A 14,347-nucleotide genomic window follows, 5' to 3' on the forward strand; every position below is an offset into this window, starting at 1 on the left:
GGCCTCCGACAGCCGCAGTTCGGTGTCATGATGCTGCTGCCGGGGTTTTGGCGAACGCCTTCACGACGGCGGCGCAGAACGCCGGCAGATCGTCCGGCGAGCGACTCGAGATGAGGTTTCCGTCGACGACGACTTCCTCGTCGACCACGTTGGCGCCCGCGTTGCGCAGGTCGGTCCGGACGCTGGGATACGACGTGAGGGTTCGTCCCGCGACGACGCCTGCCTCGATGAGCGTCCACGGGCCGTGACAGATCACCCCGACCGGTTTGCCCGACTCCACGAAGTCCCGCACGAATGCGACTGCACGTTCGTCGATGCGCAGCTTGTCGGGATTCACCGTCCCGCCCGGCAGCAGCAGGCCGCCGTAGTCGTCGATCGACGCGTCGGCGACAACCCTATCGACAGTGAACGTGCCCGCTGGATCGAGGTCGTTGTTGCGCATCTGAATCCACCCTTTACGCAAAGACAACAGTTCGGTCTGCCCACCGGCCTGGTGCACCGCCGCGGACGGATGCACAAGCTCGACCCGTTCCACACCATCGGCTGCAAGGATTGCAAAACGTTTGCCCTGCAACAAATTTGACATTACCTACACTCCTCACACTGCCGCCAGTTGTGATCTGAGTACTACGATGTTGCGACAGAATCGAATTCGTTGCGGGAGTCGACCGCGCGCCGCAGTTCCTCTGCGCGGCAGTGCGTTTCGGCCTCGGCGACCATCCGCTCCTCCTCGCTGTTGTAGGGGGTGAATTTCGCTGATAGTGATGCTCCGCTCCGCGTTGGTGTCCTTGTCGCGTGCGGTCACGTTGAGGATGCCGTTGGCGTCGATGTCGAACGTCACCTCGATGTGCGGTTCACCGCGCGTCGCCGCGCCGGATGTTGCCTAACTTTGGACCGGCCCAATACCCGGTTGTCGCTGGCCATTTCGCGTACCGGCTGGTTAGGCCGGACCGTCGAGATCATCTTCGCGGGACTAGCCAGGACCACACCTACGCGTTCACCGTTTGCTGAGAGTCAGACGTGGTTGGAATGGCTTGCGCGCCGGCCTTCGCCGCGCCGATTGCGATCTTGCGCGGCTTGCTGGCCTCCGACACCGGAACCGTCAAAGTCAGCACGCCATGGTCGACTTGGGCGGTCATCTTGCTCGGATCGAGGTTCTCGCCAAGAAAGAGCTGCCGGCGGAACTCACCCTGCGGTCGTTCATCAACGATCACCTGGTCGCCCTCCTGGCGCAGCGGTTGGCGACGGGCGCTGACCTCGACGACATTGCGTTCGACGGTGACGTCCACATCGTTTTCCGTGACGCCGGGCACGTCGATAGCGATGATGAATTGGTCACCCCTGCGTAAGGCCTCTATGGGCAGGGTATGCGCCGTCCAGGCGCCTGCTACTGCCTGATTGGCCAGCCGGTCAAGGTCGCGGAACGGGTCGAATTGCATCAATGTCATGGCTGGCCTCCTAGGTTGGCCACGTTCGCGGCGGTCGCGCGTCGACGCCACGTAGAATTCGTACCGAAAGCGCGGTAATACGCTCCCCAGAGCAGGAGTCTGGCATCTGGCCGCGGTAGTCGCGTGCACCCAGTGGGTCCGAAATCTGGACCGGGATTCGTCCTCCCAGGACGAGCACCAGAGTGTTGGACGGGCAATGTTGAGCGTCACGCTCACCACTGGGATCGTGTCACTGGTATCGCCGGGGGAGTTCCAAATTATTCGTTAGACAAGCGTGCCGTGACCGTGTTCTTCGGTGTCGTGACCGCGGTTCGTAGCCCGAGACGAATAGCGTTGCAGGAGAGGACGATCCGTTGTGCTCACAGCACGAATCGCGAGTGAAATTTTCGACCCGGTGGGTGGACGCGATAACGCTACTGTTGCGACTCCCGGAGAGGCCGCCGAGCGTGGCGCTTATCCGGTAGTGCTGCGCTGTGACAACGGACCTGAATTGGCTTGCGGCGCAATGGCCGGGTGGTGGGAAGGGCAGGTCGGTGAAGTGCCGGCATTCATCTACCTACATTGACAGGCCGTTGCGCCACGGCAACTGCAGGCTCTATACCGCCCGTGGCGGATTAGGCGACGAGAGCAGCCTGGTGAACTCCACAGGGAGCTGCGACATGAAGTCGTTGAACTCCTTCCGGTCAACCGCCTCCCGCAAGGTCAGCAGCACCGCCTCCACACCGGTCAAAGTCTCGGTCGTGGTCAGCCCAGTGCGGCTGCTGACGCGCAGAATCAGGTCATTCAGGTCGAATCGCCCCGGACCTTTGCTGTTCCATCGCACTGAGTCAACAAGCTCCTCGGGGAGCTGTCGGATCAGGTGCCGTACCTCTCCGGCGCTGACTCGCATCGCCAAGACCTCGAGTACCGCGCGGGTCAGATCGGCTGCCTCCCCCTTCGACAGCATGGCGCGCTCGGCGACGTCGCGATAAAACTCGTGAGCATTCATCGGATCATCTCCAACTCTCCGTTCCACAGGACGGCGGTTTTCTCGGACAATGCCCGCTTCAGCGTTGCGGCGCATCAACCTGTGGCTAGTAAGAGTCGATGGACCACCTGTTCTGGCAGATCGAGACCGCTGCAGAGGCCCTCAGGTCTAGCGGAGCCGACAGTTTTCGCCCCTGTGGGTCCAAGACCGTAGGCAGCGTCGGCGGCAGCATGTCGACGAAGACGGTCATGAAGGAGGTACTCAATGGCTCGAATATTGATCGTGCTCTCTGGCAGCGACCACTGGACGTTGTCAGACGGCACCCGCCATCCCACGGGATTCTGGGCCGAAGAATTCGTCGAACCCCACCGCACCTTCCGCAACGCCGAGGTCGACGTCGACATCGCCACTCCTGGCGGTGTCCGGCCGACCGTCGATCAGGTCAGCTTGGCGCCCGATCGCGCCGGTGGCGAAGAACGCGCCGCCGAGCTTCGTAGCTATTTGAAATCGCTGGAGCACGAGCTCGCCGCCCCAATGTCGGTGGAGCACGCCGCCGAAAACCTGGGCAACTACGACGCCGTCTTCATTCCGGGCGGCCACGGGCCGATGGAGGATCTGCCGGACTGTCGACCGCTCGGCCGAATTCTGGCCGGTCTGTTCGACACGGGACGAGTCGTCGCTGCGGTATGCCACGGGCCGGCCGGACTGCTGGCGGCCCGTCGCGAGGACGGCACCTGGCTGTTCGCCGGCCGACGGCTGACCGCCCTCACAAATGAGGAAGAGCGCCAAGGAGGTCTGGCGGACCGTGCCAAGTGGCTACTGGAGACCCGACTGCGCGAGGAGGGAGCGGACTTCGACCAGGGGCAGCCCTGGAGTTCCCACGTGGTGGTGGACGGGCGCCTTGTCACCGGCCAGAATCCGGCGTCCTCGAAGCAGGCGGCCGAACGCACGCTTGCGGTCCTCATGGCGGCACAGTCCCCGCAGTCGTGACGAGGAAGGAGCCAAGGATGCATGTTCGGTACACGCTGATAACCGCCGACCCTGAACGGATTGACGACGCCATCGCATACCTCGCTTCTGATGGCCGATCGCGCCTTGAGTCAGAACCCGGCGAGAAAGGAATGTCGCTGCAGGTATCTCCCGACCTGGCCGTCGCGGTTCTCGAGTCGTTCTGGGTCTCACACGACGCCATGCGAGAAAGCGAACGCGTAGAGGCCGGTGTCCGCGACGAGGCGATCCGTCTTGCGCTCGGCACCGCCTCGGTCGAACGTTTCAGGAGGGCGAGCGTGACTCGGGTGGGGCGAGAAGAGGGCGGAGCGGGCGTGCGCCACACCGTCTATCAGACGAATCCGGCCGCACTCGACGAGGCGATCGCCGGATATGAAGACACAGCGGTGCCTTGGCTGACGGAAACCGACGGGTTCGTCAGTGCAGCCCTGCTAGTCGATCACCGGTCTGGGAGACAACTCAGCCAAACCATTTGGCGCGACATCGACGCGTTGGTAAAAAGCCGTAGTTCTGCCGCAGCGATCCGGGTGGACGCCGTCGCGGCGACCGACAGCGCCGTAGTCGCACTCGACGAGTACGGGCTCGTGTTTCGGTCGGTCCGGACGGAATGATCGACGCTGCGATGCCGCCAAACCCCGTGTGTCGGTTACCGATCAGCAGGCCTGTCGTCAACTGGGCACCCTTCGTCCGGGTCGGCGGCACAACGCGGTTCATCACGTGCATGGTCGAAGTGACTCCTCATGACCAAGTCGGGCGCCAAGAATCGACCTGCTGGATCGTCTACTGCCGGCGAACGAGTGAATACCCTTGACTCATGGCTAAAGACACAGAAACCCAACACAACACCGACACCCAAACCATCACCGAAAAACAAGGCACCACCGGAAACGACTCCACAGACCTACAGGCGCCCGGAGGCAACCCGGACAACCGCGAAACCGTTCAGAACATGGGCGCACCCGAACTCCGCAATGCCGTGATAGAGCTGTTGACGATCATTGACGATTCCGATGATATGAACGTGGTCGTCACCATCTCCGACGACGGCACTGTCGTCGTCGAGGCTGCCTAGTCCGACGAGCACTCGAGAATCCGATGACTGCTGAACGGCGTGTGTTCGGTGAACCGGATCGCGACTCGGCTTTCGTCGACCCTCGACGTCCAATTCCGCGGAGAATGTTTGAACTGCCGGGCCGAGGTCGGGACTGCGGCCTTTGGGCACAGTGGTAACTGAGAAGCGATGGGACACTCCGCCGCTGCGGCAACCGTTCTCCGCTTTTCGGTAAACGACAACGGAAAAAGGGCAACCATGGCGACAAAGGCATTGCTGGTGCGGCTCGAGGCCAAGCCCGGGAAGGAGCGCGCAGTCGAGCAATTTCTTCTGTCGGCGCTGCCGCTCGTCGAGCAAGAACCAGGCACGAAACCATGGCTTGCGGTTCGGTTCAGTCCGTCGGCGTTCGGCATTATCGACGCTTTCCCCGACGAGGCGGCGCTAGAGGCACATCTTGGCGGCCCAGTTGGAAAGGCCCTCGCCGAGAAGGCCGAAGAGCTGTTCGCCTCGCCACCCGCCATCAGCAATCTGGACGTTCTCGCCAACAAGCTCTGAGGCCGTTGCTGACCCCGCGTATCAGGGTGACCCCAGGATAGGGGCCGCGAATCAATCCGGACGCGATCTGTTAGACACCGCGGGACGACCCCTGATCGCCTCGGGCAAAGGAGAATTGAGGTGTGACACGGATAGATGACGGTCTGGCCGCCCATCTCTAGCCGATCGGACAACATCGTGAACTCGTCCATACCACGCGCACGCGCTGCGGCGGCGATGTGCGTGCTGATTGCCGCCGCCGCGGTAAGCGGCTGCAGCGCCGGACAACAGTCGCAAACCGCCAGGATGGAACCAGCCGTCAACGGCTCCATGGCCAACCTCAATAATATCGCGCTGCGCAACATCCGGATCCGTGCCAAGCAGACCGGCTATGCAGTGCGGCCGGGCAGGACCGTCGACCTGGCGCTGGTGGCCACCAATCAATCACCGGACACCGCGGACGCACTCGTCGCGGTCACCTCCGACGTCGGTGCGGTCACTGTGGTCGGAAACACCGCAATACCGGCCGGTGGCATATTGATCGTCGACAGCCCGGATCGGGTGGACGCCGCGCTGGCAGCGGTAAAACCCGCCAACACTGCCACCGCAAACCTGATACTGACCAAACCGATCAGCAACGGGCTGACTTACGAGTTCACGTTCCAGTTCGCACACGTCGGCGAGATATCCGTCCGAGTTCCGGTCTCGGCTGACTAGCGAAATCGGTGTCACGGCCACAGAGACGCCCAGATGCCGTCGCTGGACACGGGTCAGCGCGATGCGGTCGGGTTGCCCTCGCGCCCGGTGGCGCCGGCCGGAAGCTTTGCGGCGAGAACATCGGCTGTTTCGAATACCGGAGTTTCCTCAAAGAGATGAGCATTGGCTTTGAGCGCTGCGGCCACCTTGCCGGCAAGATGAGCCTGTCTGCCGACCTCATCGGGAAACACCATATACAAACCAAATTCGAGGATCCCGAAGCGAACAGCGAACCACGCAGTAGTGCCCGGTTCTTCCTCGACATCTCCAAGGTTACTGGACAGCAAATCCGCAACCTCTTGCGCCTTAGTAGGCTTAGCCTCGAGCCGCGCGGCCAACGCATATGTGGCCTTCATGATGTGCTCCTGAACTGTGAACTACGTAGGGGCCGTGCCCGTGTTCAGGCTAGGTTGGGCCGGGCTTGGGGAAATCACACCGGCAGTAGCAACTGCTCGCGTCCAATTCGGCCTGCCAGGTCGAACCAGGCTGTGAACGCTTGTTGCACAACGAATTCCACCGCTATGCACTGCTCGCGGCGGATCTGCCGGACCCAGGGGTACCCCGTCACATCGTCGCTGTTCATGGCACATGAGGCCGATTCGGCGCCAAAAATTCACCGCGCCAGACGGAGGCATCCGGCATCTGAGCGAGGCACCATGTCGTCCTGCGATAAGAGGCAACGCTTCTAACGGGCTTGGCGCCATCCGAGCAGCGCAAACCCATTTCCCGGAGGTGAGGACTGACATGAATAACACCGCAGATGACGTCGCTCTCGCGCTGTCACTGGCAGACGAGGCCGAATCGATGACCATGCCTCGGTTCACCGCCGCGGATCTCTACGGAAAGGCGAGGCTGGAGGACACGCCGTTGATCGATGCTTACCGCGATGTCGACGTCGCCCTCCGCAGAAGACTGGCCATCAAGAGACCGCAAGATGCAATTTTCGACGAAACGCTCAGCGTCCCAAAGCTGTTCGCCGGACGACTCTGGGTCATCGAGCCGCTCGACGGCCGGAAGAATTTCATCCGCGGTGTACCTGCTTGGGCGACGCTTATCGCGCTAATGGTCGACGGCGTACCAACCGTGGGAGTCGTCAGCGCCCCCGCTCTGCACCGGCGTTGGTGGGCAGCCGCCGGGCAAGGCGCGTACGCAACGCGGTGGACCGAGCCGGCGCGACGGCTGTCTGTCTCGGCGATCGATGAATTGGGGGCAGCCAGCCTGTCCTTCTCCAGCCTGTCCGGCTGGGGGGTTCTGGGCCTGCGTGAGCGCTTCATCGTTCTGACCGACGACGTCTGGTGGGCGCGCGGTTACGGCGACTTCTGCTCGTACTGCCTGGTGGCCGAGGGGGTCGCCGACATCGCGTTAGCAGCGCAGACGTCGGTCCGGCAGCTGGCGGCCGTCGATATCTTGGTGCGTGAGGCCGGCGGCACATTCACAGACCTGGGGGGTTTCCCCGGACCGCACGGCAAGACCGTCGCAGCAACCAATGGCCCACTACACAATGCGGTCCTTGGCCGCTTCCACGGCACCGCAGCGGTGCGTCAGACGATGTGAGCACGGTGGCGGGTGCACCCATCGGCCGGACATGCGCAGTCATCGCCGTTTCGTTTGGTGCACCGAGAAGTACCCCGGCAGACCAGAAGCATCCGAGACGGCGTTTCTTGCCCTGGCGGGTCGAGGTTGCCCGGGCACGCCGTCAATACACTCGACACATATGGCGACGACGCCACGCGACAAACGGGGCTACCACGCGTTCGTCTTCGACATGGACGGCGTGGTTACCGACACCGTGAAGGTCCACGCCGCGGCGTGGAAAGCCTTGTTCGACGAGGTGCTGGCCCGCATCGGAACGCCGGATCAGCCGCCCTTCGATCCGGTGTGCGACTATCTCGTCTACATCGACGGCCGCACGCGCGAGGACGGCATTCGGGCTTTGCTGGCCGCTCGTGGCATCACGCTGCCGGAGGGCAGCCCGGACGACGGCCCGGAGCGGATGACCGTTCACGGCCTCGCCGAACGTAAGCAGCGGCTGTTTGCAGACGCCATCGCCCGGGCCGGGGTCGCGGTGTTTCCCGATGCCGCCGATCTACTCGCCAAACTTCTCGACCGCGGCATTCCCGCCGCGCTGGTCACCGCGAGCCGCAACAGCCAGGCCGTGCTCGACGGCATCGGCCTGTCGGGCATGTTCACCACCATCGTTGACGGGTCCGACGCCGCGCGGCTCGGGTTGCACGGCAAACCCGACCCGGCGATGTTCCTCGAGGCGGTCGACCGCCTTGGTGTGGAACCGGCCGACGCCGTCGTCCTCGATGACGCCGTCGCAGGGGTAAGTGCCGGAGTCGCAGGCGGTTTTGGGCTAGTCGTCGGAGTGGACCGGACGGGACACGGCGTGCAACTGGCCGACGCCGGGGCACATCTTGTGCTCACCAGCCTCGCGCAGCTCGATGCGGTGCTGCCCGACGGCGGGTACGCCGGCAAGTGGATCGGCGGCGCGAATAAGGGCAGTTCGGACCATTGGCACCTGGTATACGAGGACTTCAACCCGCTGCTCGAAGGGACACGCGAGGCGCTCTGCACGCTCGGCAACGGGTACTGGGCCGCGCGTGGCTCGGTTCCGGGCACCACCGCCGACGGCGTGCACTACCCGGGTAGCTACATTGCACGGGTATACAACCGGGTCACCAGCGCCATCGGCAGGCGGACGATCGAAACCGAACACCTGGTCAACACGCCGGACTGGACGTTTCTGACGGTCCAGTCGGCCGGCGGGCCCGCTCTGCGTCCGGGTATACCGGAAATGCTTTCCCATCACCAAGACCTTGATCTGCGCGCCGGGATGCTGACTCGCATCAACAGGTACCGAGATCATGCCGGACGAACGACGAAGATCACCACGCGACAACTGGTCTCGGTGTGCGAAACACATATCGCCGCACTGGAAGTCACGATCGAGGCCGAGGACTGGTCCGGTGAGGCGACTGTTGAGTCGATCATCAACGGCGCCGTCGCGAACCGCAACGTCGCTGCCGATCTTCGACTCGTGTCGCAGCATCTCGAGCCGGTCGGCTCGACGGTCGTCAACGACAAAACGGTGCGCGTCGAAGTGCGGACCAACCAATCGGGCATCGAGATCGCGATGGCGGCGCGGCATCACGTCGCTCCCGCCGCATCCGTCGCCGACCGGCGGCCGATCGCCGACGAAAGCCGTGCCGGCCACACCTTCACAATTCATCTCCGGCCCGGCGTCCCGGTGACTGTCGAAAAGACCGTGGCCGTGGCGACCTCGCGCGACAGCGCGATCTCGACCGCTGCCCTGGATGTCGACAAGCGGATCGCACGCGCGGGGAGGTTCGATGACCTTCTGGAAGGGCAGCGCACGGTGTGGCGGGACTTGTGGCAGCGGTTCGGCATCGGCCTGGAGGTCGGGTTCGAGCAGGCGCTGGCGCTGAACCTGCACATCTTCCACGTGCTGCAGGTGGTAGTCGCCGCTGACACCGACCTCGATGCGGGCCTGCCCGCGCGTGGGTTGCACGGCGAGGGCTATCGCGGACACATCTTCTGGGATGAACTCTACGTTTATCCGCTGCTAACCATGCGCAGGCCGGAACTGACCCGCTGCTTCCTGCTGTACCGGTATCGTCGGCTACCCGCCGCGCGGGATTTGGCGTGGGCCAACGGTTTTGACGGTGCAATGTTCCCTTGGCAGTCGGGCAGCGATGGCCGCGACGAGACCCCGGCCGAGCTGTTGAATCTCCGCAATGGTCAGTGGATGCCGGACAATTCCCATCGACAGCGTCATGTGGGCCTGGCGGTGGCCTATAGCACCTGGCAGTACTACCAGGCGACCGGTGACAAGGGCTTCCTCGAGGACTACGGGGCCGAGCTCATCGTGCAGGTCGCCCGGCTGTTCGCCAGCATGGCAGTTCATGATCCGGTCGATGACCGGTTCAACATCAGCGGCGTGATGGGACCTGACGAGTACCACGACGGCTATCCGGATGCCCCGGGCCTGGGTGTTCGCAACAACGCCTACACAAATGTGTTGGCGGCCTGGGTATTAGCACGGGCAGCTGACACGGTCGACCTGCTGATCGGCCGCGACTGTGTCCCGCTGTGGCGCCGCCTGGACATCAGGCCGGGGGAGCGCGAGCACTGGCAGCGGGTGAGCCGACGGCTGCGGGTGCCGTTCCACGAAGGCGTGATCAGCCAATTCGAGGGATACGAAGCGTTACAGGAGCTCGACTGGGACGGCTACCGCGAACGCTACGGAAACATCGGGCGGATGGACCTGATTCTACAGGCCGAAGGCGACTCCACGAACAGATACAAGCTGTCCAAGCAGGCCGATGTCGTGATGCTGTTCTGTTTGTTCTCCACCGAAGAACTGCGCGAGTTGTTCGACCAGATGGGTTACTCCCTCGACCCAGAGGTCGTGCAGCGAACGGTGAAGTACTACGAGGCGCGGACGACTCACGGCTCGACGCTGAGCAGGGTTACACACAGCTGGGTGTCAGCCCAGAGCGACTGCGCCCATTCTTGGTCGTTGTTCAAGGAAGCCCTCAAGGCAGACCTCCAGGACACGCAGGACGGAACGACTCGCGAAGGGATCCACCTCGGGGCGATGGCCGGAACGGCCGACATGGTGCTGCGCTGCTACGCCGGGGTCGAAACACGGGGCGACGTCCTTCACCTTCACCCGGTGCTGCCGAGCGAGATCGGCCGGGCGTCGTTCGAGATCATCTACCGCGATCAGCCGGTCGACGTCGAGTTGACCCAGCGGTACGCCCGGATTCGGTTATTGCCGTGCGCGGCCGACCCGATCCAGGTGTGTGTCGAGGGCAGCACAAAGACCCTGGGCCCGGGTCAATCGTGGGCGGTGCATCTTCCCGACCGCTAGCCACCTCGCCCGACACCGCGTTCGGCTGACGGCTGGACCCCGTTTTCACGAACTCGATCGTGAACTGCGCCTCCACGCCGAGTTCCCGTGCCACCCAAATGCGTCCAGGACGGCCCACAGGGCGGCTCGCGGCATGGGTGCTCGCGGCTCGCCCCGGTGGTGGCCTCGATCGAATCCTCCGCTTGTTGATGTCGTTAATTGTGGTGTTGGGAAGCTTGACGATCATGGCCGCCGCCACTCCCGGCCCATGCGCCGCAGCATTTCGAACGCCGAAGAGGGTCCCCACTTGCCGGGCTCATACGGCTCGGGCCGACCGTGCTCGGCCCAGTACTCGAGGACCGGATCGAGTATCTGCCATGACAATTCGACCTCCTCATTGACCGGGAACAGCGACGGTTCACCGAGTAGCACGTCGAGGATCAGTCGTTCGTACGCCTCGGGCGAGTCCTCGGTGAACGCGGAGCTATAAGAGAAGTCCATGTTGACGTCGCGGACCTCCATCGCGGTACCGGGCACCTTGGAGCCGAACCGCAACGTGATGCCCTCGTCTGGCTGGATTCGGATCACCAACGCGTTGTGGCTGAGCTCCTCGGTCATGATCTGGTCGAACGGCAGATGCGGTGGGCGCTTGAAGATCAGCGCGACCTCGGACACTCTGCGGGCCAGGCGTTTTCCGGTCCTCAGGAAGAACGGCACGCCGGCCCAGCGGCGGGTGTCGATCTCCAGCGTGATCGCCGCGAACGTCTCGGTGGTGGACGCCTTGGAAAATCCCTCCTCCTCGTGCAGGCCGCGGATGTATTCGCTGCCTTGCCAGCCAGCGCTGTACTGGCCGCGGGCCGTTGTCTCGTCGAGCGGCTCGGCTAGCCGGACCGCCGAGAGGATCTTGACCTTCTCGTTTTTCAGCTCGCGCGCACTGAATCTGATCGGCTCTTCCATTGTGGTAAGCGCCAGCAGTTGCAGCAGGTGATTCTGGATCACGTCGCGGGCGGCTCCGATGCCGTCGTAGTAGCCGGCGCGTCCGGCGAGGCCGACGTCCTCCGCCATGGTGATCTGCACGTTGTCAACATAATTCGCGTTCCAGATCGGTTCGTACAGCTCGTTGGCGAACCGCAGCGCCAAGATGTTTTGGACTGTTTCCTTACCGAGGTAGTGGTCGATGCGGAACACCGACTCCTCGGGAAAGACTTCGTTAACGATAGCGTTGAGTTCGCGGGCGCTCTGCAGGTCACGGCCAAACGGCTTCTCGATCACCACCCGGCTCCAGGCGCCATCCCGAGGACGCGCCAGCCCGGACTTCTGCAGTTGCTCGCACACCACGGGAAAGCCCTCCGGCGGAATCGCCAGGTAGAAAGCGTGATTGCCGTCGATGCCGCGCTCCGCGTCGAGCTTCTCAACGCACTCAGCCAGCCGGCCGTACGCCGCCTCATCATCGAACGTGCCATGCACGAACGCGAAGCCCTCGGCCAGCCGGTCCCACACCTCCTGGCGGAACGGCGTGCGCGAATACCGCTTAACGGCGTCGTAGACGACCGCGGCGAAATCCTCGTCGTCCCAATCTCGCCGGGCGAAACCGACGAGTCCGAACGTCGGCGCCAGCAGCCCGCGATTAGCCAGGTCGTAGATCGCCGGCATCAGCTTCTTGCGGGCCAGATCCCCGGTGATCCCGAAGATCACCATCGTGCAGGGGCCGGCGATAGGCGGCAGCCGCTTATCGCGCCTGTCTCGCAGCGGGTTAACCCAGGCGGCCGCAGCGGCCGGTGTGGACTTGGTCGATTGGAGGGTCGTCATTTCGCCGCGGCGTCCAGCTGGGCTTGCGTTGCCTTCAGCAGCTCATTCCACGACGCCTCGAATTTCTCGACGCCCTCCTTCTCGAGCACGATGAACACATCGCGCAGATCCACCCCCACCGCCGAGATCTTGTCGAACACCGCCTGCGCCTCACCCGCCCGGCCGGTGACGGTGTCACCCGCAATCACCCCGTGGTCGGCGACCGCGTCGATTGTTTCCTCCGGCATTGTGTTTACGGTGTTCGGCGCGACAAGTTCCGTGACGTACAGCGTGTCGGGGTAGTCGGGGTTCTTGACCCCGGTCGAAGCCCAGAGCGGGCGCTGCACCCGCGCCCCGTCGACCTTCAGCGCATCAAATCGCTGGCCGCCGAGGAACACCTCCTGGTAGGCGGCATACGCCAACCGCGCGTTGGCGACGGCGGCCTGGCCGCGCAGTGCGAGCGCCTCCTCGGTGCCGACCCTTTCCAGCCTCTTGTCGATCTCGGTGTCAACCCGCGAGACGAAAAACGAAGCGACAGAATGGATCTTCGACAGATCGTGGCCGGCTTGGCCGCTTCTAGGCCGGCCAGGTAACCGTCCATCACCGCGCGATGGCGCTCGACCGAGAAGATCAGCGTCACGTTAACCGAAACGCCCTCGGCAAGAGCAGCGGTGATCGCCGGCAGACTCGGCCGTGTGGCGGGAATCTTGATCAGCACGTTGGGCCGGTCGACGACCTTGCACAGCTCGATCGCCTGCAGGATCGTCTTGTCGGGGTCGTGGGCGAGCCGCGGATCAACCTCGAGCGAAACCCGGCCGTCGACGCCGTCGGACGCCTCCCACTGCGGCCACAACACATCACAGGCTTCGCGGACGTCGTCGGTCGTGATAGTCCGGACGGCGGCGTCCACGTCGGCGCCACGTTTGGCCAGCTCGGCGATCTGCTCGTCATACGCGTGGCCTTCCGACAACGCCTTTTGGAAGATCGTCGGGTTGGTGGTGACGCCGACGACGCACTTGGTGTCGATGAGCTCCTGCAAATTGCCGGTGCGCACGCGGTCGCGCGACAGGTCGTCCAGCCAGACAGATACGCCTGCCGCCGACAGCGCCGCCAGGTTGGGATTCTGTGACTTTTTCTGAGTCATCCGGGTATTCGCTTCCTCAGTTGTGCAGTGAACGGCCCGGTCGTGATCTCCACGCCCCTGGTGCGGCCGAACTCTGGGTGGCCCGGTGTCTTCGAGCCACACGTGCGCAGCGCCTCGCGGTCGGACAGTTCGAGCCCAAAGCCACCAAGGAACAGCTGGCGGTAGAGCGTCAGGCTGCTGTGTCCGGCGAACCGGTCGCGGCCCAGCCAGTGCACGTCGCTGGGGTCGTGACGCATCTGCCGCTGAAAGAGCGTGTACGTCAGCGGCGCCAGGCTCATCGGGGTGCCGGGATGGCCGTTGTCGACCTTTTGCACGGCGTCGGCAGCGAGCACCCGGATGGTGTCGACCGCACGCCCCCCAGGTTCTGGTAAACCCGATCGCCGATCAGAATGACGCCGTGGCGGCGGTAGGAACCGATAGAGCGCCGGCCCCGACGTGTGTGGGCCGAGCTGGGCGCTAGACATAGTTCTGGTGCACGTAGCACCAGCGCCACGTCTCTCCGGACTCCATGGACTGCACAATCGGGTGGTCAGTGGCACGGAAGTGCGCGTTCGCGTGGCGCATCGGTGACGAATCGCAACAGCCGACGTATCCACAGGTGAGGCATAACCGCAAATGCACCCACTGCGTGCCGTGCCGCAGGCATTCTTGGCAGCCCTTGTGGGTGCGCGGGCTCACTGGGTTGATGGCGACGACATCGGGATCCATGTGCGTCGAGGTCATTGACGGTCCTCCTTGAGGGTTTGTTCTGCGAGTGATTTATCGAACCTTTTTC

Annotated in this window: 14 protein-coding genes and 2 pseudogenes; 7 read left to right on the forward strand and 9 right to left on the reverse strand. The window is 63.7% G+C overall.

Going from position 1 to position 14,347, the window contains the following annotated elements:
- Positions 1–25 precede the first annotated feature (25 nt).
- The 4 genes from B8W69_RS02920 to B8W69_RS02930 all read right to left on the reverse strand — a co-directional run bounded on the left by B8W69_RS02920 (position 26) and on the right by B8W69_RS02930 (position 2,511).
- Positions 26–586 carry a type 1 glutamine amidotransferase domain-containing protein gene (locus tag B8W69_RS02920; RefSeq protein WP_085288485.1) on the reverse strand — a complete coding sequence of 187 codons (561 nt, stop codon included), beginning with the start codon at positions 584–586 and terminating at the stop codon, positions 26–28.
- Between the two features lie 12 nt (positions 587–598).
- Positions 599–841 (reverse strand): Hsp70 family protein, encoded by a 243-nt coding sequence (locus B8W69_RS31190; RefSeq protein ID WP_245843060.1) that lies wholly within the window; start codon positions 839–841, stop codon positions 599–601.
- A 148-nt stretch (positions 842–989) separates the two neighbouring features.
- Positions 990–1,448 carry an Hsp20/alpha crystallin family protein gene (locus B8W69_RS02925; protein ID WP_085288486.1) on the reverse strand — a complete coding sequence of 153 codons (459 nt, stop codon included), beginning with the start codon at positions 1,446–1,448 and terminating at the stop codon, positions 990–992.
- Positions 1,449–2,043: 595 nt separating this feature from the next.
- Positions 2,044–2,511 (reverse strand): DUF2267 domain-containing protein, encoded by a 468-nt coding sequence (locus tag B8W69_RS02930; RefSeq protein WP_220084539.1) that lies wholly within the window; start codon positions 2,509–2,511, stop codon positions 2,044–2,046.
- Between the two features lie 168 nt (positions 2,512–2,679).
- Here B8W69_RS02930 and B8W69_RS02935 point away from each other — a divergent pair, with 168 nt between their 5' ends.
- The 5 genes from B8W69_RS02935 to B8W69_RS02955 all read left to right on the forward strand — a co-directional run bounded on the left by B8W69_RS02935 (position 2,680) and on the right by B8W69_RS02955 (position 5,725).
- On the forward strand, positions 2,680–3,405 hold the full coding sequence (locus B8W69_RS02935; protein WP_085288488.1) for a type 1 glutamine amidotransferase domain-containing protein: 726 nt from the start codon (positions 2,680–2,682) through the stop codon (positions 3,403–3,405).
- 17 nt (positions 3,406–3,422) lie between these two features.
- Positions 3,423–4,034 carry a hypothetical protein gene (locus B8W69_RS02940; RefSeq protein WP_133057958.1) on the forward strand — a complete coding sequence of 204 codons (612 nt, stop codon included), beginning with the start codon at positions 3,423–3,425 and terminating at the stop codon, positions 4,032–4,034.
- Positions 4,035–4,237: 203 nt separating this feature from the next.
- Entirely contained in the window at positions 4,238–4,495 is a 258-nt protein-coding gene (locus B8W69_RS02945; RefSeq protein ID WP_085288490.1) for a hypothetical protein, read from the forward strand.
- A gap of 237 nt (positions 4,496–4,732) precedes the next feature.
- On the forward strand, positions 4,733–5,029 hold the full coding sequence (locus B8W69_RS02950) for a putative quinol monooxygenase (protein WP_085288491.1): 297 nt from the start codon (positions 4,733–4,735) through the stop codon (positions 5,027–5,029).
- A gap of 216 nt (positions 5,030–5,245) precedes the next feature.
- The gene (locus B8W69_RS02955) at positions 5,246–5,725 is read left to right on the forward strand and encodes a copper chaperone PCu(A)C domain-containing protein (protein ID WP_085288578.1); all 480 of its coding nucleotides are present in this window, start codon (positions 5,246–5,248) and stop codon (positions 5,723–5,725) included.
- 53 nt (positions 5,726–5,778) lie between these two features.
- Here B8W69_RS02955 and B8W69_RS02960 read toward each other — a convergent pair whose 3' ends face one another.
- Positions 5,779–6,120 carry a putative quinol monooxygenase gene (locus B8W69_RS02960; RefSeq protein ID WP_085288492.1) on the reverse strand — a complete coding sequence of 114 codons (342 nt, stop codon included), beginning with the start codon at positions 6,118–6,120 and terminating at the stop codon, positions 5,779–5,781.
- Between the two features lie 388 nt (positions 6,121–6,508).
- On the opposite strand from B8W69_RS02960, the gene B8W69_RS02965 reads away from it, so the two are divergent.
- Positions 6,509–7,318, forward strand: a complete 810-nt coding sequence (locus tag B8W69_RS02965) for an inositol monophosphatase family protein (RefSeq protein ID WP_085288493.1) — start codon at positions 6,509–6,511, stop codon at positions 7,316–7,318.
- A gap of 160 nt (positions 7,319–7,478) precedes the next feature.
- Positions 7,479–10,661 (forward strand): beta-phosphoglucomutase family hydrolase, encoded by a 3,183-nt coding sequence (locus B8W69_RS02970; protein ID WP_085288494.1) that lies wholly within the window; start codon positions 7,479–7,481, stop codon positions 10,659–10,661.
- Positions 10,662–10,883: 222 nt separating this feature from the next.
- On the opposite strand, the gene zwf is transcribed toward B8W69_RS02970, so the two are convergent.
- The 4 genes and pseudogenes from zwf to B8W69_RS02990 form a co-directional block, all read right to left on the reverse strand.
- On the reverse strand, positions 10,884–12,449 hold the full coding sequence (gene zwf / locus B8W69_RS02975; RefSeq protein ID WP_085288495.1) for a glucose-6-phosphate dehydrogenase: 1,566 nt from the start codon (positions 12,447–12,449) through the stop codon (positions 10,884–10,886).
- Positions 12,446–13,572 (reverse strand): annotated as a pseudogene (gene tal, locus B8W69_RS02980) (transaldolase). The gene zwf and the pseudogene tal overlap by 4 nt, the downstream one beginning before the upstream one ends.
- A 32-nt stretch (positions 13,573–13,604) precedes the next feature.
- A pseudogene (locus tag B8W69_RS02985) lies at positions 13,605–13,922 on the reverse strand (thiamine pyrophosphate-binding protein); the annotation flags it as partial.
- Positions 13,923–14,028: 106 nt separating this feature from the next.
- Positions 14,029–14,295 (reverse strand): UBP-type zinc finger domain-containing protein, encoded by a 267-nt coding sequence (locus B8W69_RS02990; protein WP_085288496.1) that lies wholly within the window; start codon positions 14,293–14,295, stop codon positions 14,029–14,031.
- Between the last annotated feature and the right edge of the window lie 52 nt (positions 14,296–14,347).

Source organism: Mycolicibacterium vulneris (genome assembly GCF_002104765.1).
Classification (GTDB): Bacteria; Actinomycetota; Actinomycetes; order Mycobacteriales; family Mycobacteriaceae; genus Mycobacterium; species Mycobacterium vulneris.